Raw genomic sequence first — 21,020 nt, 5'->3', positions numbered from 1 at the left:
AGGTGGCCGCGTTGCCACACCGCATAGTCGGCGTACTGGATGGGCAGCGGCGCCAGCGGGTCGGGCCGGCCATCGCGGAAGGCCGCATACAAGGCGCTGAACTCGTCGATCAGCAGGCCCATCGACCAGCCGTCGGAGACGATGTGGTGCATCGTGACGAGCAGCACGTGCTCTTCGCGCGCCAGCCGCAGCAGCCGGCCGCGGATCAGCGGCCCGCGCGCCAGGTCGAACGGCGCGCTCGCTTCCTCGCGGCGCAGGGCCTGCACCAGCCGTTGCGCCTGCGGCTCGTGGCGCAGGTCATGGCGCGCGAGCGCAAAGCCGATGCCGGCATCGCCGATGCGCTGCACCGCGCCGTCGCCATGGGCCTCGAAGCGGGTGCGCAGGCTCTCGTGGCGCGCCACGACCCGGTCCAGCGCTCGCTGCAGCGCCGGCTCGTCCAGCGCGCCCGCGAGGCGGACCGCGCCGACGATGTGGTAGGCCGCGCTCGCGTGGCGGTCCAGTTGCGCCAGGAACCACAGGCGCTGCTGCGCGAAGGACAGCGGCAGCGGCCGCGCGCGGTCGGCCGCCGGGATGGGCTGCAGCGCGTCGGCGCTGGCGGCGGCGACGCACCCGGCGAAGCCGGCGAGGGTCGGCTGCGCAAACAGGTCGGCCAGTGCCACCTCGGCGCCGAGCTGGGCGCGCAGGCGCGAGGCCAGCTGCACGGCCATCAGCGAATGGCCGCCCAGCTCGAAGAAGTTGTCGTGGCGGCCGGCCTGGGCCATGCCGAGCAGCTCGCACCAGATCGCCGCGACGGCGGCCTCGATCGGCCCTTGCGGCGCCTCGTACTCGCGGGCACCGGCGGCGACGTTGCCCGGGCGCGGCAGGGCCTCGCGGTCGACCTTGCCGTTGAGGGTGACCGGCATCGCGTCCAGCACCACGATGTGGGCCGGCACCATGTAGTCGGGCAGCGCCTGCTGCAGGTGCTCGCGCAGGGCCGGCACGGCCAGCCGTGCGGCCGGCTGCGCCGGGCGGTTGGTGTGGTGGGCGGGCTCGGCCTCGGCGGCCGGGTCGAGGTAGAGCGCCGACCAGTCCACCGCCAGCGGGCCGTGCGAGATCACCGCATGGAAGCGCCCCCGGGGGCCGGAAGCGGGCGCCATCTGCAGCGTCAGCCCCAGGCGTGCGCACAGCTCGGCCAGCTCGCGCCGGTCGATGCCGGCCTGCTCGCGCAGGCGGGCCTCCTCGGCGAGCGCCTGCAGCGGCAGGGTGCCGTCCAGGCGCTGCAGCGCCTCGGTGTGCCAGACGTCCTCGGCGAGCCGCGCGTCGGGCAGGTCGCGCAGCGCCAGCACCGGGGCGAGGGGCGCGGCGAGCTGGGCGGCCAGGCGTTCCAGCGGCGGCACCGGGCTGTCGGCCGCGTCGTCCCAGGCCTGCCACTGCAGCTGCTCGCCGGCCGGCACGCCGGGGCCGACATGCAGCACCACGTCGTAGCGGTAGCGGGTCAGCTCGTTGAGCGACCGGGTGTCCTTGCAGCGCACCTCGACGCGGCGCACCTGCGGCAGCTGCCGCTGCAGCGCGAAGAAGTAGGCCGGGTCGATCAGCAGCTCGGTCTCGCGCCGCACGCGCTGCTCCACCGCCTGCCGCAACCTGGCCAGCGGTGCCTCGGCCGGGGCGCGGAAGCACTCCAGCGAGGTGTGGAAGGTGCGCAGCAGGCCGCCGTGGCGCAGATCGCCGAGGAAAAACGCACCGCCTTCAGCGAGTGCGGCGAGGCCGTTGGCGATCACCTGAGCCAGGTAGTCGGGTCCGGGGAAGTACTGGGCCACCGAATTCAGCACCACGGTGTCGAACACCGTGTCGGCCGGCAGCGCCAGCTCGGCGGCCTCGCCCGGCTGCAGGGTGACCTCGCAGCCGGGGTAGGGCCGCGCCGCGAGGGCGGCGCCCAGCTGATCGAGCACCACCGGCGAGATGTCGGTGCCGTGGTAGCGCCGGCACAGCGGCGCCAGCCGGTGCAGCAGCAGGCCGCTGCCGCAGCCGATCTCGGCGATGGCCTGCGGCGACAGCGCTGCGATGCGGGCCACGGTGGCGTCGACCCACTCCTGCATCTCGGCCGCGGGCAGCGGCTGGTGGTCGTAGCTGCTGTTCCAGCCGGCAATGCGGAAGCGCTCGTCCTCGCTGCCCGCCGACTCGGCGTAGACCCGGTCGAAGGCGGCCTGCCAGTGGGCGGTTGGCGGGGCCACTGCCACGGGCGCGGCGGCGCGCGCCGTCCTGCTGCCTGGGTCCGCCAGGTCGAGCGGCGCCGCTGCTGCGGTGGAGCCGGGCCTGGGACCCGACCCGCCCTCGGGCTCGGCAGCCGGGTGCAGCGACGGTGCGGTGCCGGTGCCAGCCCCAGCGTCAGCCCCGACCTCCCGGGGCACCACATACGCCACCAGCCGCTTCTCGCCCGGCTCGTCCTCACGCGCCATCACGAGCGCCTCGCGCACCGCGGGGTGTGCGGCCAGCGCGGCCTCGATCTCGCCCAGCTCGATGCGCAGGCCACGCACCTTGACCTGGCCGTCGTCGCGGCCCAGGTAGTCCAGCGTGCCGTCGGTCCGCCAGCAGGCGATGTCGCCGGTGCGGTAGAGGCGGGCGCCAGGCACCGGCGAATACGGGTCCGGCACGAACCGCTCGGCCGTCAGGTCGGGCCGGCCGCGGTAGCCGTGCGCCAGCCCGGCACCCGCGACGTACAACTCGCCCGGCACGCCGGCGGGCTGCAGGTGGAGGTCGCCGTCGAGCACGTAGAGCCGCGTGTTCGGCAACGGCCTGCCGATCGGCGGCGCCGCCTCGGCAGTCGGCTCGCAGCGGTGCACCGAGGCGCACACGGTCACCTCGGTCGGGCCGTAGGCATTGAAGAAGCGCGCCACCCGGGCGCTCCAGCGCGCCGCCAGCGCGGCCGAACAGGCCTCGCCCGCGGTGACCAGCGTCTGCAGCGCCGGCAGTGGCTGGTCATCCATGGCGGCCAGCACCACCGGCGGCAGGGTGGCCACCTGGATCTGCTGGCGCTGCAGCAGCGCCTCCAGCGGCCCGCCGGGCAGCAGCCGATCGCGTGGCGCGAGGCACAGCGTGGCGCCGGCCGAGAGCGCCATCGCGACCTCCCAGGTCGAGGCGTCGAAATTGAAGGACGCGAACTGCAGCACCCGCTGCCCGGGCTGCACGCCAAACAGCCGCGCCTGCGCGTCGGCCAGGTTGCACAGGCCGCGATGGCCCAGCATCACTCCCTTGGGCCGGCCGGTGGAGCCGGAGGTGTAGATCAGGTAGGCGAGGTGGTCCGGCCCGGCTGCGGCCGGCGGGTTGTCGGCCGGCTGGGCGGCGATGGCCTCGGCGTCGGCGTCCAGCAGGACCTGGAACATCACATAGGGCGCGCGGTCGGCGCAGGCGGCGTCGGTGACGAGCACCGGCACCTGTGCGTCCTCCACCATGTAGGCCAGGCGCTCGGCCGGATGCGCCGGGTCCAGCGGCAGCCAGGCGCCGCCGGCCTTGAGCACCGCCAGCAGCGCCTCGACCATCCCGTTGCAGCGCTCCAGGCAGAGCCCTACCGGCGTGCCGGGCGAGACGCCCATCGCGCGCAGGTGATGGGCGAGCCGGTTGGCCCGCGCGTTCAGCGCGGCATAGCTCAAGGCCTCGCCGCCGTCGAACTGCAGCGCGATGGCGTCGGGGTGGCGCGCGGCCACCGCTTCGAAGCGGGCGTGCAGCGTCTGCAGGGCGCCGTCCGGCGTTGCGGCCGCGGTGTCGTTCCAGCGGTGCAGCAGCGCGTCGAGCTCGGCGGCGGTCGCCAGTGGCAGCTCACGCAGCGTGCGGCCGGGCTCGGCCACCGCGGCGGCCAGCAGCACCTGCAGGTGGTCGAACAGTCGCGCCACCGTGGCGGCGTCGAACAGGTCGGCGTCGTACTCGACATGGCCGGTCAGGCCGCCTTCATGCTCGGTCAGGTGCACCGACAGGTCGAGCTTGGAGGTCGCGCTGTGCGCCAGCTCCGGCTCGATGCGCAGGCCCGGCAGCGCCAGCGGCTGCATGGGCGTGTTGCGCAGGTTCAGCGACACCTGGTGCAAGGGCGCATGGCTGGCCGTGCGCACCGGGTTCAGCGCCTCGACCAGCTGCTCGAAGGGCAGGTCCTGGTGCGCATAGGCGCCGAGCGCGGTGTCCCGCACCTGCCGCACCAGGTCGCGGAAGCTCGATCCCGGTGCAGTGCGCACGCGCAGCACCAGCGTGTTGACGAACATGCCGATCAGCGGCTCCAGCTCGGGCGCCTGGCGGAGGGCCACCGGGGCGCCGATGGCCACCTCCGGCTGCCCGGCATGGCGGGCCAGCACCGCGCCGAGCCCGGCGGTCAGCGCCATGAACAGCGTCGCGCCGGTCTCGCGGGCCAGCGCGTGCAGGCCGGCCGTCACCGCCGGTGACAGCCCGATCGGCAGCGCGCCGCCGCGGCGGCCCTGCACCGCGCCGCGCGGCCGGTCGGTGGGCAGCGTCAGCAGGGGCGGCGTGCCGCGCAGCGCGTCGCGCCAGTAGGCGAGCTGGCGTTCCATCTCGCTGGCGTCGAGCCGGTGGCGCTGCCACTGGGCGTAGTCGGCGTACTGGAGGGCCAGCGGCGGCAGCGGCGAGGGCCGGCCCTCGGCGCAGGCCGGGTACAGCGCCGCGACCTCGCGCACCACGATGCCCAGCGACCAGCCGTCGGCCACGATGTGGTGCAGGTTGAACAGCAACAGGTGCTCGTCGGCCGCGATGCGCAGCACACGCACCCGCAGCAGCGGGCCGCGTTGCAGGTCGAAGGGCGTGGCCGCCTCTTCCTGCGCAAGCCATTGGGCGCGGGCCCGCGCTTCGCCGGACGGCAGCGCGCTCAGGTCCGTCAGCGGCAGCTCGATGTGCAGCGACGCGGCGATGCGCTGCACCGGGCCGTCCGTGCCGGCCTCGAAGGTGGTGCGCAGGATCTCGTGGCGGGCCACCAGTTCGTTCACGGCGGCCGCCAGGGCGGCCAAGTCCAGGGCACCGCGCAAGCGCAGCGCGGCCGGCATGTTGTAGGCGGCGCTGCGGCCGTCCAGCTGGTCCAGGAACCACAGGCGCTGCTGCGCGAAGGACAGCGGCAGCGGGCCGTTGCGCGGCACCACCGGGATGCCGGCCTGCGGTGCCGCCCCGCCGGCGGCCAGGCCCGCGGCAAAGGCTGCCAGCGTCGGCCGGGCGAACAGGTCGGCCAGCGCCACCTCGGTGCCGAGGCGGCCGCGCAGCCGCGCGGCCGCCTGCAGCGCCAGCAAGGAATGGCCGCCCCGCTTGAAGAAATCGTCGTGGCGGCCGACGCGGGGCAGGCCCAGCAACTCGGCCCAGACCTCGGCGACGGCCATCTCGACGGCGCCCTCGGGTGCCTCGTAGGCCGGTGCCTGCGGCGCCAGGAACTCCGGCGCCGGCAGCGCCCGGCGGTCGAGCTTTCCGTTGGGCGTCAGCGGCAGCCGGGACAGCCACACGAAGGCGGCCGGCTGCATGTGGGCCGGCAGGCGCTGCGCGAGCCAGTCGCGCAGCGCGGCCGGCTCGGCCGCCGTGCCGGCCGCCGGCACGAGGTAGGCGACCAGGTGTGCATTGCCCGGCCTGTCTTCGCGCATCAGCACGGCCGCCTCTTGCACGCCAGGGGCCTGCAGCAGGCGGGCCTCGATCTCGGCGAGCTCGATGCGGAAGCCGCGCAGCTTGACCTGGTGGTCGTTGCGGCCGAGGAATTCGAGGCGACCGTCAACGCGGCGGCGCGCCAGGTCGCCGGTGCGGTACATGCGCCCGCCGGGCCGGAACGGGTCGTCGAGGAATCGCTCGGCGGTCAGCGCCGGGCGGCCCAGGTAGCCGCGCACCACGCCGCGGCCGGCGATGACGATCTCGCCGGTCACGCCCAGCGGGACCGGCTGCAGCTCGGCATCGAGCAGGTAGAGGTGCTGGTGGGCGAGCGGCTCGCCCAACGGCACCGGGTCCTCGTCGCCGGCCAGCGGGTGGACCGCGGACCAGATGGTGGTCTCGGTCGGCCCGTACATGTTCAGCACCCGCCCTCCCACCAGGCGCGAGAGCGACCGCGCGAGTGGCGCCGGGAAGGCTTCGCCGCCGACCAGCAAGGCCTGCAGGCCGGCCAGGCCCGCCCGCGCGGTGTCGTCCTGCACGAGCAGGCGCGCGAGCGACGGCGTGCACTGCAGGTGCGTCACGCCGTGGGCCAGCAGGAGGGAGGGAAGCTCCGGCGCCTCGCTGCTCGAGACGACGACCCGCCAGCCGCGGCACAGCGTCCAGCACAACTCCAGCACCGAGATGTCGAACGACAGGCTGGTCACCGCCAGCCAGGTACCCGGTGTGTCACCGGCGAGGTGGCGGTCCAGCCCGGCGAAGAAGTTGGCGACCTGGCGGTGCTCCACCATCACGCCCTTGGGCGTGCCGGTCGAGCCCGAGGTGTAGATCACGTAAGCGAGGTGCGACGGCCGCAGCCCCAGCGCCGCCGGGTCGGGCGCGGTGGCGGGCGCCTGGGCCCACGGCAGCGTGTCGGCGTCCAGCTGCAGCACTGCGAGCCCGGCGGGCAGCGGTGCCAGCAGCGCGGCAGTGTGCGCCTCGGCCAGCAGCACCGCCGGGGTGCTGTCCTGGAGCATGAACCGCAGGCGCTCGACCGGGTAGGCGGGATCGAGCGGTACATAGGCGGCGCCGGCCTTGAGCGTCGCCAGCACCGCCACGACCAGTTCCGGCCCGCGCGACAGCGCGATGGCGACCCGGGTGTCGGGCCGGACGCCGAGGTCGACCAGGTGGTTCGCGAGGCGGTTGGCGCAGGCGTTCAGCTCGGCATAGCTGAGCCTCCGGTCGCCGCAGACGAGCGCGGTGGCGTCGGGGCTGCGTGAGACCTGCGCCTCGAACAGGCTGCCGATCAGGGCTGGGGCCGGGTCCTCGACTGGCAGCTCGGCCCGGTCCGCCGGGTCCATGCCAGTCGCCGACATGCCCAGCACCAGGTCGCGTTCGGTGGCGTCGAGCAGCGGCAGGCGCGCCACTGGCATATCGGCGTCGGCCGCCATGGCACGCATCAGCGTCTGCCAGTGACGGGCCAGGCGCTCGATCGTGGCGCGGTCAAACAAGGCGGTGGCGTAGCCGAGCCGCGCGTGCACCACGCCGCCGACGGGTTGCAGGTTCAGGTCCAGGTCGTAGCGCACATGGCGCACCGGCGCCTCCACCGCGTCGAGCGAGAGCCCCGGCAGGTCCAGCCGGCCGCCAGGCGTGTTCTGCCACGCCAGCATCACCTGGAACACGGGGCTGTGGGCGCGGTCGCGCTGCGGCTGCAGCGCCTCGATCACCTGCTCGAAGGGCAGCTCGGCATGGGCCTGCGCCGCGAGCGTGGTCTGCTTCACCTGCTGCAGCAGCTGGGCCACGGTCGGCCGGCCCGAGAGGTCGGTGCGCAGCGCCAGCGTGTTGGCGAACAGGCCGACCAGTGGCTCCAGCGCCGGCTCGTCGCGGTTCGCGACCGGCGTGCCGATGACGATGTCGGACTGGCCGGACCAGCGCCCGAGCAGTGCCGCCCACGCGGCCAGCAGCGTCATGTACAGCGTGGCGCCTTCACGCTGCGCCAGCGCTTCGAGCGAGCGGCACAGCGGCGCGTCCAGCGTGAAGTCGAGCACCGCGCCGGCCGGGTCCTGCACGGCGGGGCGGGGACGGTCGGTCGGCAGCTCCAGCAGCGCGGGGGCGCCCGAGAGGTGGGCGCGCCAGAAGTCGAGCTGGCGGCGCTGCCGCTCACCGGCCAGGCGGCGCCGCTGCCACAGGGCGTAGTCCGGGTACTGCAGGGGCAGCGGCGGCAGTGGGTCGGGCTCGCCGCGGCGGAAGGCGGCGTAAAGGGCGCTCAGCTCCTGGACGATCAGCCCGATGGACCAGCCGTCGGCCACGATGTGGTGCAGCGTCACCAGCAGCACATGCTCGGCGGGCGTCAGGCGCACCAGCCGGCCACGCACGAGCGGGCCGTGCCGCAGGTCGAAGGGCACCGCCGCTTCCTCGGCGGCCAGGGCCTGCAGCGCGGCGTGGGCGTCGGGCTCGGCGCTCAGGTCGTGGTGCTGCAGCGGGAAGCCCTGCTGCGGCGGGTCGATGCGCTGCACCGCGGTGTCGCCCTGCAGCTCGAAGCGCGTCCGCAGCGATTCGTGGCGCGCGCAGATGCGGTCCAGCGCGGCCGCCAGTGCGGTGGTGTCCAGCGTGCCGCTCAGGCGCACGCCCGCCGGCAAGTGGTAGGCGAGGCTGGCCTGTGGGTCCAGCTGGTCCAGGAACCACAGGCGCTGCTGGGCGAAGGACAGCGGCAGCGGCGCGTTGCGGTCGGCCGGCGGGATCGGCGACAGCGCGTCGGCCGCCAGGCGCGGCAGGTCCCCCACGCGCAGCGCCAGCTCGGCGATGGTGGGGCACTCGAACAAGGTGCGCAGGGGCAGCTCGACGTCGAAGGCTGCGCGCACGCGCGAGGCGAGCTGCGTGGCGAGCAGCGAGTGGCCGCCGAGGGCGAAGAAGTTGTCGTGCACGCCGGGGTCGGTGATGCCCAGCACCTCGGACCAGAGGGCGGCGAGGGCGGCTTCGGCAGGGGTGCGCGGTGCCACATGCTGGCCGCCCGTGTCGCCCAGCTCGGGCAGCGGCAGCGCGGCGCGGTCGACCTTGCCGTTGTTGGTGAGGGGCAGGGCGTGCAGCGCGATGAAGTGCGCCGGCACCATGTAGTCGGGCAGCGTGCGGGCGAGCTGGCGGCGCAGCGCGTCGGCGTCGAGCTCGTCGCCGACGATGTAGGCCAGCAGCTGCTTGTTGCCGGCACTGGCCTCGCGGGCCAGCACGACGGCCTCGCGCACACCGGGCAGCGCGAGCAGCGCAGTCTCGATCTCGCCGGGCTCGATGCGGAAGCCGCGGATCTTGACCTGGTGGTCGATGCGGCCGAGGAAGTCGATGCGGCCGTCGGGCAGCCAGCGGGCGAGGTCGCCGGAGCTGTACATGCGGCTGCCAGAGGCGCCGTGCGGGTTGGGCAGGAAGCGCTCGGCGGTGAGGTCGGGGCGGTCGAAGTAGCCGCGGGCGAGGTTGTCGCCGGCGATGTAGAGCTGGCCGACGACGCCCACGGGCACGGGCTGCCCGCACTCGTCGAGCAGCAGGATCTGGCTGTTGGCGATGGGCCGGCCGATGGAGGGGGGCACGCCCAGCTGGGCATCGCGGGGGAAGGCCAGCGTGTCGGCGGTGACGACGTGGGTCTCGGAGGGGCCGTAGTGGTTGTGGAGCTGGCGGGCGGGTGCGGCCTGCACGAAGCGGACGATCTCGGGGGTGAGGATCAGGGCCTCGCCGGTGGCGATGATGGACTGCAGGCTGTGCAGCGGCGCCAGCGTGTCGGCCGCGTGGGCCAGCGACTGCAGCAGCACCACGGGAAGGGTGGCCGCCTGGAGGCGGTGCTGGGCGATGAAGGCGGCGAGCGCTGGCACATCGGCACGGGCCTCTTCCTCGAGGATGTAGACGCAGCCGCCGGTGTGCCAGGAGGTGAAGAACTCGTAGAAGCTGGCGTCGAAGCTGAGCGACGCGAAGGCGAGCGCGCGTTGCGGCTTGGGCAGGTGCAGCCGGCTCCATTCGAGCAGGTTCAGCAGCGCCAGGTGGGGCAGGCAGATGCCCTTGGGGCGGCCGGTGGAGCCGGAGGTGTAGATGACGTAGGCGAGGTGCCCGGGGCTGATCGCCACGCCGGGGTTGTGGGCGGGCAGGTCGCCGGCCGCGTCGATGTGCACGACCGGCAGCGTGGCGTCGAACGCCGGCAGCGCCGCGCGCAGCGGGGCCTGCGTCAGCAGCACGGCCGGCCGCGCCTGAGCCAGCATGTAGGCCAGCCGCTCGGCGGGGTAGGACGGGTCCAGCGGCACATAGGCCGCGCCGGCCTTGAGGATCGCAAGCAGGCCGACGGCCATGTCGAGCGAGCGGCCGACGCACAGGCCGACCCGTGCATCCGGGCCCACCCCCAGCGAGATGAGCTGGTGCGCGAGCCGGTTGGCCCGCGCATTGAGCTCGGCATAGCTGAGCGACGCGTCGCCGAATACCACCGCGGCACGCTCGGGCGTCAGCGCGGCCTGTGCCTCGAACAGCTCGTGCACGCCGCGCGCCAGGGGCAGCGGGGCGGCCGTGTCGTTGAAGGTGTGAACGACTTCCCGCAGCTCCTGCGGCCCCAGCAGCGGCAGCTGCGCCACCGGCGTGCCGGGCGCCTCGGCGGCGGCCTCCAGCACCCGGGTGAACTGGCGCTGCAGCCGCGCGATGGTGCCGTCGTCGTACAGGTCGGCGTCGTACTCGAACGTGCCGACCAGCTCACCGCCCTGTTCGGCCAGGCTGAGCTTGAGGTCCACTGGCGCATGCGCCGTCTCGACCAGGAAGGGTTCCAGCTGCAGCCCGGGCAGGCGCAGCGCCTCCAGCGGTGCGTTCTGCAGGATCAGCAGCACCTGGAACAGCGGTGCATGGCTGGCATGGCGGGCGGGCTGAACGGCTTCGAGCAGCTGCTCGAAAGGCAGGTCCTGGTGCGCGTAGGCGTCCAGCGTGCTGCCCCGCACCTGGCGCAGCAGGTCGGCGAAAGGCGCCTGGTGATCGATGCGGCTGCGCAGCACCAGCGTGTTGAAGAACACGCCGATCAGCGGCTCGGTCTCGCTGCGGTGGCGGTTCGCGATCACCGTGCCGAGGCACACGTCCGACTGCCGCGCATGGCGCGACAGCAGTGCCTGCAGCGCGGCGGCCAGCGTCATGAAGAGGGTGGTCTGGGTCTGCGCCGCCAGCCGCTTCACGGCGGCCAGCACCGGCGCAGGCAGCACGAAGGGCAGCGCGCGGCCGCGGTGCCGCTGCAGCGCCGGCCGCGGCCGGTCGGGCGGGAAGGTGGAGAGTGCCGGCGCGCCGGCGAGCTGCCCGCGCCAGTGGTCCAGCTGCCGCGCGAGCCGTTCCCCGGCCAGCCAGCGGTGCTGCCAGTGGGCGAAATCGGCGTATTGCACGGCGAGCTCGGGCAGGGGCGAGGCGCGGCCGGCCGCATACGCCTCGTAGAGCGCGGCGAGTTCCCGGATCAGCACCCCGATGGACCAGGCGTCGGCGACGATATGGTGCAGCGTCAGGTGCAGGATCGCGTCGCCGTCGTCGAGCCGGATGTAGCCGGCCCGCAGCACCGGTCCGCGCGCCAGGTCGAAGGGCGCCGCGGCTGCCTCGCGCAGCCACTGCTGGGCCTGCACCTCGCGTTCGCCGGCCGGCAGCGCGCTCAGGTCGCGCACCGGCAGCGGCAGGCTGGTGGGCGCCTCGATGAGCTGTACCGGCTGCCCGTCCACCGCGACGAAGCGGGTGCGCAGCGGCTCGTGGCGACGCACGATCTCGTCCAGCGTGCGCTGCAGCGCGACCAGGTCCGCGTGGCCCCGCACGCGCACGGCAGCCGGGATGTGGTAGCCGGCCTGGCCGGGCTCCAGCTGGTCGAGCAGCCACAGGCGCTGCTGCGAGAACGACAACGGCGGCGCGACCTCGCGCGGCACCGGCACCAGGGCGGGCGCCGGCTCGGCAGCGTCGGCGTGCCGGTCGGCGAGCGGGCCTTCGACCAGGCCGGCGATGGTCGGCGCCTCGAAGAAGGCGCGCAGCGACAGTTCCACGCCAAGCGCGTCGCGGGTCTTGGAGACGGCCTGGGTTGCGAGCAGCGAGTGGCCGCCCAGCGCGAAGAAGTTGTCGTGGATGCCGACCTGCTCCAGCCCCAGCACGCCGGCCCAGATCGAGGCCAGGATCTCCTCCACCGGCGTGCGTGGCGCGACATGGCCAGCCTCGGCGGGCGCGGCGTCGGGCACGGGCAGCGCGGCGCGGTCGACCTTGCCGTTGGCGGTCAGCGGCAGCGCCGGCAGCGTCACCAGCCGCGCCGGCACCATGTAGTCGGGCAGCCGTCGCTGCAGGAACTCGCGCAACGCGCCGGGCGCGAGCTCGCCGCGCGCCACCACATAGGCCACCAGCCGGCGGTCGCCCGGCATGTCCTCGCGGACGATGGCCACCGCGGCGGCGACCGCCGGGTGCGCGGTGAGTGCCGCTTCGATCTCGCCGAGTTCGATGCGGAAGCCGCGCAGCTTGACCTGGTGGTCGATGCGGCCGAGGTACTCCAGGCGGCCGTCGGCACGGCGGCGCGCCAGATCGCCGGAGGCGTAGAGCCGGCCGCCCGGCGCGCCGAAGGGGTCGGGCACGAATCGCTGCGCGGTCAGGTCGGGGCGGCCCAGGTAGCCGCGGGCCAGGCCCTCGCCGGCGACGTACAGCTCGCCGGCCACGCCGACCGGCACCGGCTGCCCCTGCGCGTCGAGCAGGTAGACGCCGAGGTCGGGAATCGGCACGCCGATGGACTGCGGCGCGTCCGCCTCCGGGCCGAGCGGTGCATAGGTGACATGCACCGTCGTCTCGGTGATGCCGTACATGTTCACCAGCCGCGGCCGGTCATGCCCGTGGCGGGCGAACCAGGGGTCGAGCGCCGGGCGGTTCAGCGCCTCGCCGCCGAAGATCACGGTGCGCAGTGCGAGCGGCGCGCCCTCGCGGGCGAGGTCGACCGCGACCAGCTGCTGGAAGGCCGAGGGCGTCTGGTTCAGCACCGTGACGCCTTCGCGCACCAGCAGGTCGTGGAACAGCTCCGGCGCGCGCGACACCGTGTGCGGCACCACCACCAGCCGGCCGCCATGCAGCAGCGCGCCCCAGATCTCCCATACCGAGAAGTCGAAGGCATACGAGTGGAACAGCGTCCAGACGTCGCTGGCCTCGAAGCCGAACCAGCTGCGGGTGGCGTCGAACAGGCGCAGCACGTTGCGGTGCGGCAGCAGCGCGCCCTTGGGCCGGCCGGTGGAGCCGGAGGTGTAGATGACGTAGGCCAGGTGGTCCGGCCCGGTGGCGACCTGCGGCGCGACGGATGGCGCCGCCGCCCAATGCGCCGCGTCGCGGTCGAGGCAGACGACCGGCAGTGTCGTGGCCGGCAGGTGGTCGAGCAGCGCCGCCTCGGTCACCACCAGGGCGGGGCGCGCATCCTCCAGCATGTAGGCCAGCCGCTGCTGCGGGTACGACGGGTCCAGCGGCAGATAGGCGCCGCCGGCCTTGAGGATGGCGAGCAGGCCGACCAGCAGCGGCAGCCCGCGCTCGGTGCACAGGGCGACCAGCCGGTCGGGCCCGACGCCGTGGGCGCGCAGGTGGTGGGCCAGGCGGTTGGCCTGGGCATCGAGCTCGCGATAGCTCAGGGTGGCGCCGTCGCAGACGGCGGCGATGGCGTCGGGGCGGGCCGCGGCCTGGCGCTCGAAGCGCCGGTGCAGTGTCTCGCCGGCCGGCAGCGCAGGGGCGGGGACCGGCGGAGCCAGCAACGCGCGGCGCTCTTCGGCGCCCAGCAGCGGCAGCTCGCCGACGCGCAGGTCCGGCGCGCGGCCGACGGCCTCGAGCAGCACCCGCAGGTGGCCGGCCCAGCGCTCGACCGTGGCGGGCTCGAACAGCTCGGCGTCGTACTCCAGCTCGCAGTCGAGCCGGTCGTCCACCTCGGTGGCGTGCCAGACGAGGTCGAACTTGGCGACGCGGTCTTGTGGCGCCAACCGCTGCAGGGTCAGCCCGGGCAGGTCCAGCGCCTGCGCCGGCGTGTTGTGCAGCGCCAGCACCGCCTGGCACAGCGGGGCCTGGCCCGGGTGCCGCTCGGGCTGCAGCGCCTCGACCAGCTGCTCGAAGGGCAGCTCCTGGTGGGCGTAGGCGGCCAGGGTGGTTGCGCGCACCTGCTCCAGCAAGTCCGCGAAGCGGGCTGCGGGGTCGATCCGGGTGCGCAGCACCAGCGTGTTGACGAAAAAGCCGATCAGCCCTTCCAGCTCGGCCCGGTGGCGGCCTGCGATCGGCGTGCCGATGTTGAGGTCGTTCTGGCGCGCATGGCGCGACAGCAGCACGCCGAAGGCGGCCGCCAGCACCATGAACAGCGTGGCCCGGCCTTGCGCCGCGACCCGGTGCAGCGGCGCGGCGGGCAACGAGAAGGCCACCACCGCACCGCGGTGGGCGGACACGGCGGGGCGCGGCCGGTCGGTGGGCAGTGCGAGCGAGGGGGTGGCGCCGGCCAGCGCGGTGGTCCAGTGGTCGAGCTGGCGTTGTAGCGCCTCGCCCTGCAGGCGCTCGCGCTGCCAGGTGGCGTAGTCGGCGTACTGCAGCGGCAGCGGCGCCAGCGGCGACGGCCGGCCTTGCGAGAACGCGGTGTACAGGGCCGCCACCTCGCGCACCAGCAGGCCGATGGACCAGCCGTCGGCGACGATGTGGTGCAGGGTCACCAGCAGGCGGTGCTCGTCCGCGGCCAGCCGCAGCAGCCGGGTGCGCAGCAGCGGGCCGGCCGCCAGGTCGAAGGGCTGCGCTGCCTCGGCACGCGCCAGTGCCCGGGCCTGCGCCTCGCGCTCGGTGGGCGGCAGGGCGGTGAGATCGGTCAACGGCAGGGCGAGGGGGACCGGCGGCGCGATGGCCTGCACCGGGCGGCCGTCCACGCTGGGGAAGGTGGTACGCAGGGCCTCGTGGCGGGCCACCACCGCGTCGAGGGCGCGGCGCAGCGCGTCGACATCCAGGGCGCCGCGCAGTGCGACGTTGCCGGGCATGTTGTAGAACGGCGAGCCGGGCTCGAACTGGTCGAGGAACCACAGGCGCTGCTGCGCGAACGACAGCGGCAGCGGCCCGCTGCGGTCCACCACCGGCAGGGCCGGCAGGTCGGCGCCGCTCAGCCGTGGCTGCCGCAGCAGGTGGGCCGCCAGCCCGGCGATGGTGGGGTGCTCGAACAGCGCGCGCAGCGGCAGCTCGACCTGCAAGCCGGTGCGCACGCGCGAGACCAGCTGGGTCGCCAGCAGCGAGTGGCCGCCGAGGGCGAAGAAGTTGTCGTGCACCCCGGGGTCGGTGATGCCCAGCACCTCGGACCACAGCGCGGCCAGCGCCAGCTCGGTCGGGTTGCGGGGAGGCATGTGGTCCTGTCCGGTGCCGCCCAGCTCGGGCAGCGGCAGCGCGGCGCGGTCGACCTTGCCGTTGTTGGTGAGGGGCAAGGCGTGCAGCGCGATGAAGTGCGCCGGCACCATGTAGTCGGGCAGCGTGCGGGCGAGCTGGCGGCGCAGCGCGTCGGCGTCGAGCTCGTCGCCGACGATGTAGGCCAGCAGCTGCTTGTTGCCGGCAGTGGCCTCGCGGGCCAGCACGACGGCCTCGCGCACACCGGGCAGCGCCAGCAGCGCGGTCTCGATCTCGCCGGGCTCGATGCGGAAGCCGCGGATCTTGACCTGGTGGTCGATGCGGCCGAGGAAGTCGATGCGGCCGTCGGGCAGCCAGCGGGCGAGGTCGCCGGAGCTGTACATGCGGCTGCCAGAGGCGCCGTGCGGGTTGGGCAGGAAGCGCTCGGCGGTGAGGTCGGGGCGGTCGAAGTAGCCGCGGGCGAGGTTGTCGCCGGCGATGTAGAGCTGGCCGACGACGCCCACGGGCACGGGCTGCCCGCACTCGTCGAGCAGCAGGATCTGGCTGTTGGCGATGGGCCGGCCGATGGAGGGGGGCACGCCCAGCTGGGCATCGCGGGGGAAGGCCAGCGTGTCGGCGGTGACGACGTGGGTCTCGGAGGGGCCGTAGTGGTTGTGGAGCTGGCGGGCGGGTGCGGCCTGCACGAAGCGGACGATCTCGGGGGTGAGGATCAGGGCCTCGCCGGTGGCGATGATGGACTGCAGGCTGTGCAGCGGCGCCAGCGTGTCGGCCGCGTGGGCCAGCGACTGCAGCAGCACCACGGGAAGGGTGGCCGCCTGGAGGCGGTGCTGGGCGATGAAGGCGGCGAGCGCCGGCACATCGGCACGGGCCTCTTCCTCGAGGATGTAGACGCAGCCGCCGGTGTGCCAGGAGGTGAAGAACTCGTAGAAGCTGGCGTCGAAGCTGAGCGACGCGAAGGCGAGCGCGCGTTGCGGCTTGGGCAGGTGCAGCCGGCTCCATTCGAGCAGGTTCAGCAGCGCCAGGTGGGGCAGGCAGATGCCCTTGGGGCGGCCGGTGGAGCCGGAGGTGTAGATGACGTAGGCGAGGTGCCCGGGGCTGACCGCCACGCCGGGGTTGTGCGCGGGCTGCAGCGGGAAGGCGCCGCCAAGGTCCAGCACCGGCAGCTCGCCGTCCAGCGTCGGCAGGTCCTCGACCAGCGGCCACTGCGTCAGCAGCACGGCCGGCCGCGCCTGCGCCAGCATGTAGGCCAGCCGCTCCTCCGGGTAGTGGGGGTCCAGTGGCACATAGGCCGCGCCGGCCTTGAGCACGGCGAGCAGGCCGACCGCCATGTCCAGCGAGCGCTCCACACACAGCGCGACCCGGTCGTCGGGGCCAACGCCGAGGCCGAGCAGCCGGTGCGCGACGCGGTTGGCGCGGGCGTTCAGCTCGGCATAGCTGAGCGACGCGTCGCCGAACACCACCGCGGGCCGTTCGGGCGTCAACGCCGCCTGCGCCTCGAACAACTCGTGCACGCCGCGCGCTGCCGGTAGCGGGGCGGCCGTGCGGTTGTAGCCGTGCAGCACCTGCTGCAGTTCGTCGCCCTCGAACAGCGGCAGCCGCGCCACCGGCGTCTGCGGCGTCTTCGCAGCGGCGTCGACCAGCACCGCCAGGTGGGCGGCGAGGCGCTCGATGGTGGCGGCGTCGAACAGGTCGGTGTCGTACTCGAAGCTGCAGTCCAGGCGGTCGCCCGCCTCGGTGGCATGCAGCGTGAGGTCGAACTTCGCGACGGTGGCGGCGACGTCCTCACGCCACGCCTGCAGGCCCGGCATCTCCAGGGCGCCGGCCGGTGTGTTGTGCAGCGCCAGCATGACCTGGAACAGCGGCGTCTGGCCGAGCCGGCGCTCCGGCTCCAGCACCTCGACCAGGTGCTCGAAGGGCAGCTCCTGGTGCGCGTCCGCCGCCAGGCTGGTGGCGCGCACCTGCTGCAGCAGTGCATCGAAGGAGGCGGCCGGATCGATGCGGACACGCAGCACCAGCGTGTTGACGAAAAAGCCGATCAGCCCTTCCAGCTCGGCGCGGTGGCGGCCTGCGACCGGCGTGCCGATGTTGAGGTCGTTCTGGCGCGCATGACGCGACAGCAGCAAGCTGAAGGCGCCCGCCAGCACCATGAACAGCGTGGCCTGCCCGCGCGCCGCCAGCCGGTGCAGCGGCCCGGCGGGCAACGAGAAAGGCACCACGGCGCCGCGGTGGGCCGACACGGACGGGCGCGGCCGGTCGGTGGGCAGCGCGAGCGAGGGGGTGGCACCGGCCAGCACGGTGGTCCAGTGGTCGAGCTGGCGCTGCAGCGCCTCGCCCTGCAGCCGTTCGTTCTGCCAGGCGGCGTAGTCGGCGTACTGCAGCGGCAGCGGCGCCAGCGGCGACGGCTGCCCTTGCGAGAACGCGGTGTACAGGGCCGCCACCTCGCGCACCAGCAGGCCGATGGACCAGCCGTCGGCGACGATGTGGTGCAGGGTCACCAGCAGGCGGTGCTCGTCCGCGGCCAGCCGCAGCAGCCGGGTGCGCAGCAGCGGGCCGGCCGCCAGGTCGAAGGGCTGCGCCGCTTCGGCCCGGGCCAGGGCCGCGGCCTGCTCGCGGCGCTCGGCCGGCGCGAGCTCGGCCAGGCTCAGCACCGGCAGGTCCAGCACCAGGCGGTCCAGCACCTGCTGCACGGGGCGCCCCTCGACGCTGGGAAAGCAGGTGCGCAGGGCCTCGTGCCGCTCGACCAGCGCATTGAGCGCGCGATGCAGCGCGGCCGTGTCGAGCCGGCCGCGCAGCGTGACGCCGCCCGGCATGTTGTACAGGTGCGAGCCGGGCTCGAGCTGGTCCAGGAACCACAGGCGCTGCTGGGCGAAGGACAGCGGCAGCGGCGCGTTGCGGTCGGCCGGCGGGATCGGCGACAGCGCGTCGGCCGCCAGGCGCGGCAGTGCGTCCAGCCGGGCGGCCAGCTCGGCGATGGTGGGGCACTCGAACAAGGTGCGCAGGGGCAACTCGACATCGAAGGCGGCGCGCATGCGCGAGGCGAGCTGCGTGGCGAGCAGCGAGTGGCCGCCGAGGGCGAAGAAGTTGTCGTGCACGCCGGGGTCGGTGATGCCCAGCACCTCGGACCAGAGGGCGGCGAGGGCGGCTTCGGCAGGGGTGCGCGGTGCCACATGCTGGCCGCCCGTGTCGCCCAGCTCGGGCAGCGGCAGCGCGGCGCGGTCGACCTTGCCGTTGTTGGTGAGGGGCAAGGCGTCCAGCGCGACGAAGTGCGCCGGCACCATGTAGTCGGGCAGCGTGCGGGCGAGCTGGCGGCGCAGCGCGTCGGCGTCGAGCTCGTCGCCGACGATGTAGGCCAGCAGCTGCTTGTTGCCGGCACTGGCCTCGCGGGCCAGCACGACGGCCTCGCGCACACCGGGCAGCGCCAGCAGCGCGGTCTCGATCTCGCCGGGCTCGATGCGGAAGCCGCGGATCTTGACCTGGTGGTCGATGCGGCCGAGGAAGTCGATGCGGCCGTCGGGCAGCCAGCGGGCGAGGTCGCCGGAGCTGTACATGCGGCTGCCAGGGGCGCCGTGCGGGTTGGGCAGGAAGCGCTCGGCGGTGAGGTCGGGGCGGTCGAAGTAGCCGCGGGCGAGGTTGTCGCCGGCGATGTAGAGCTGGCCGACGACGCCCACGGGCACGGGCTGCCCGCACTCGTCGAGCAGCAGGATCTGGCTGTTGGCGATGGGCCGGCCGATGGAGGGGGGCACGCCCAGCTGGGCATCGCGGGGGAAGGCCAGCGTGTCGGCGGTGACGACGTGGGTCTCGGAGGGGCCGTAGTGGTTGTGGAGCTGGCGGGCGGGTGCGGCCTGCACGAAGCGGACGATCTCGGGGGTGAGGATCAGGGCCTCGCCGGTGGCGATGATGGACTGCAGGCTGTGCAGCGGCGCCAGCGTGTCGGCCGCGTGGGCCAGCGACTGCAGCAGCACCACGGGAAGGGTGGCCGCCTGGAGGCGGTGCTGGGCGATGAAGGCGGCGAGCGCTGGCACATCGGCACGGGCCTCTTCCTCGAGGATGTAGACGCAGCCGCCGGTGTGCCAGGAGGTGAAGAACTCGTAGAAGCTGGCGTCGAAGCTGAGCGACGCGAAGGCGAGCGCGCGTTGCGGCTTGGGCAGGTGCAGCCGGCTCCATTCGAGCAGGTTCAGCAGCGCCAGGTGGGGCAGGCAGATGCCCTTGGGGCGGCCGGTGGAGCCGGAGGTGTAGATGACGTAGGCGAGGTGCCCGGGGCTGATCGCCACGCCGGGGTTGTGGGCGGGCAGGTCGCCGGCCGCGTCGATGTGCACGACCGGCAGCGCGGCGTCGAACGCCGGCAGCGCCGCGCGCAGCGGGGCCTGCGTCAGCAGCACGGCCGGCCGCGCCTGAGCCAGCATGTAGGCCAGCCGCTCGGCGGGGTAGGACGGGTCCAGCGGCACATAGGCCGCGCCGGCCTTGAGGATCGCAAGCAGGCCGACGGCCATGTCGAGCGAGCGGCCGACGCACAGGCCGACCCGTGCATCCGGGCCCACGCCCAGCGAGATGAGCCGGTGCGCGAGCCGGTTGGCCCGCGCATTGAGCTCGGCATAGCTGAGCGACGCGTCGCCGAATACCACCGCGGCACGCTCGGGCGTCAGCGCGGCCTGTGCCTCGAACAGCTCGTGCACGCCGCGCGCCAGGGGCAGCGGGGCGGCCGTGTCGTTGAAGGTGTGAACGACTTCCTGCAGCTCCTGCGGCCCCAGCAGCGGCAGCTGCGCCACCGGTGTCCCGGGCGCCTCGGCGGCGGCCTCCAGTAGACGCACGAACTGCCGCTGCAGGCGCTCCACCGTCCCGTGGCCGTAGGCCGCGAGGTTGAAATTGAAGTCGACCGCGACATCGTCGCCCGGGTGGTAGTCCCGCACGAAGATGGCAAGCGGCGTCTGCTCGTGGCCGTTGTCGAGCGTCACCACCTTGGCCGGCACGCCGCCGAGCTGCGAGTTGCCGTCCAGGCTCTCGAACGACAGGCTCAGGTCGAACAGCTGCCGGCGGCCGGTCCGGCCCAGCTTCAGGCCGCGGTTGATCTCGGCCAGCGGGAAGCGCTGGTGGCGGTAGCTGGTCTGCAGCTCGGCCGCCACGGCCTGCATCAAGGCCGTGAAGGGCAGCTGCGGCGCCACGCGCACCCCGATGGGCACGATGGACGAGAACATGCCGATCGTGCGCTTGAGCCGGGCGGTGTTGCGGTTGTGTACCGGCACCCCGATGGCGATCTCGCGCGCCTCGGTGGTCCGCGCGAAGCAGGCGGCCACGGCGGCGAGCATCAGGTGCGCCATCGACAACCGGTGCTGCTGCGCCACGCCGGCGAGCCTGTCGAACAGCGCCCGCGGTAGGGTCCAGTGCACCTGCCCGCTCGGGGCGACAGCCCCGCCTGCCACCGGCCGGGGACGCACCAGCGGCGGCGGCAGCACCGCAAAGCGCTGTAGCCAGAACTGCCGGTCGCGCTCGAAGCGCGGCGACGCCCGGTAGGCGGCGTCCTCCTCGATGGCGGCCAGGTAGGAGGGACCCGGCCCGAGCGTCACCGCCTCGCCGGCCAGCAGGCGGTTGTAGGTGTCCACCACCGCATGGCCGATCAGCGCCACGCCGATGCCGTCGGTCATCAAGTGGTGGTAGCGGTGCAGCCAGTAGCAGCCCGCCTCGCCGGCGCGCACCAGCTGCGATTCCCACAACAGTCCCCCCGACAGCTCGAAGGGGCGCCGGAACACCGTCTGCACCTGCTGCAGCGCGCTGGCCGCGTCCGGGCAGTCCAGCACCGGCAGGGCCACCCGGACGGACGACAGCACCGACTGCGTGACGCTGCCGTCCTCGCCGGCGTGCAGCACCAGGCGCAGTGCGTCGTGGCTGTCCACCACCTGCTGCAGGGCCCGCTGCAGCAGCGCTGCGTCGACCGGGCCGGCGATGTGCAGCGCCATGCCGATGTTGTAGAGCGGCACCTGTGGGTGCCACAGCTGGTCCAGCCACACCATCTCCTGCGGTGACGACAGCGGCACGCCGGCCACCGCACTGCGGGAGGAGGCGGCGGTCGCAGCGCCGGTGTCGTTCTCGATGGCAGGAGGGCGGGGGTCGGACAT

Annotated in this window: 1 protein-coding gene (running past one end of the window); it reads right to left on the bottom strand. The window is 74.0% G+C overall.

Features of this window, described 5'->3' with window-relative positions; genetic code table 11:
• Positions 1–21,020 carry part of the coding region annotated (locus N7L95_RS29560) for a non-ribosomal peptide synthase/polyketide synthase (RefSeq protein ID WP_301261179.1) on the bottom strand (this coding region is incomplete at its 3' end). Its footprint begins 12,473 nt before the window's first position, so 21,020 of the 33,493 annotated nt are shown.

This window comes from Eleftheria terrae (genome assembly GCF_030419005.1).
Classification (GTDB): Bacteria; Pseudomonadota; Gammaproteobacteria; order Burkholderiales; family Burkholderiaceae_C; genus Caldimonas; species Caldimonas terrae.
Note: the sequence above shows the minus strand (reverse complement) of the source record. Positions and strands in the feature narration are given on the sequence as shown.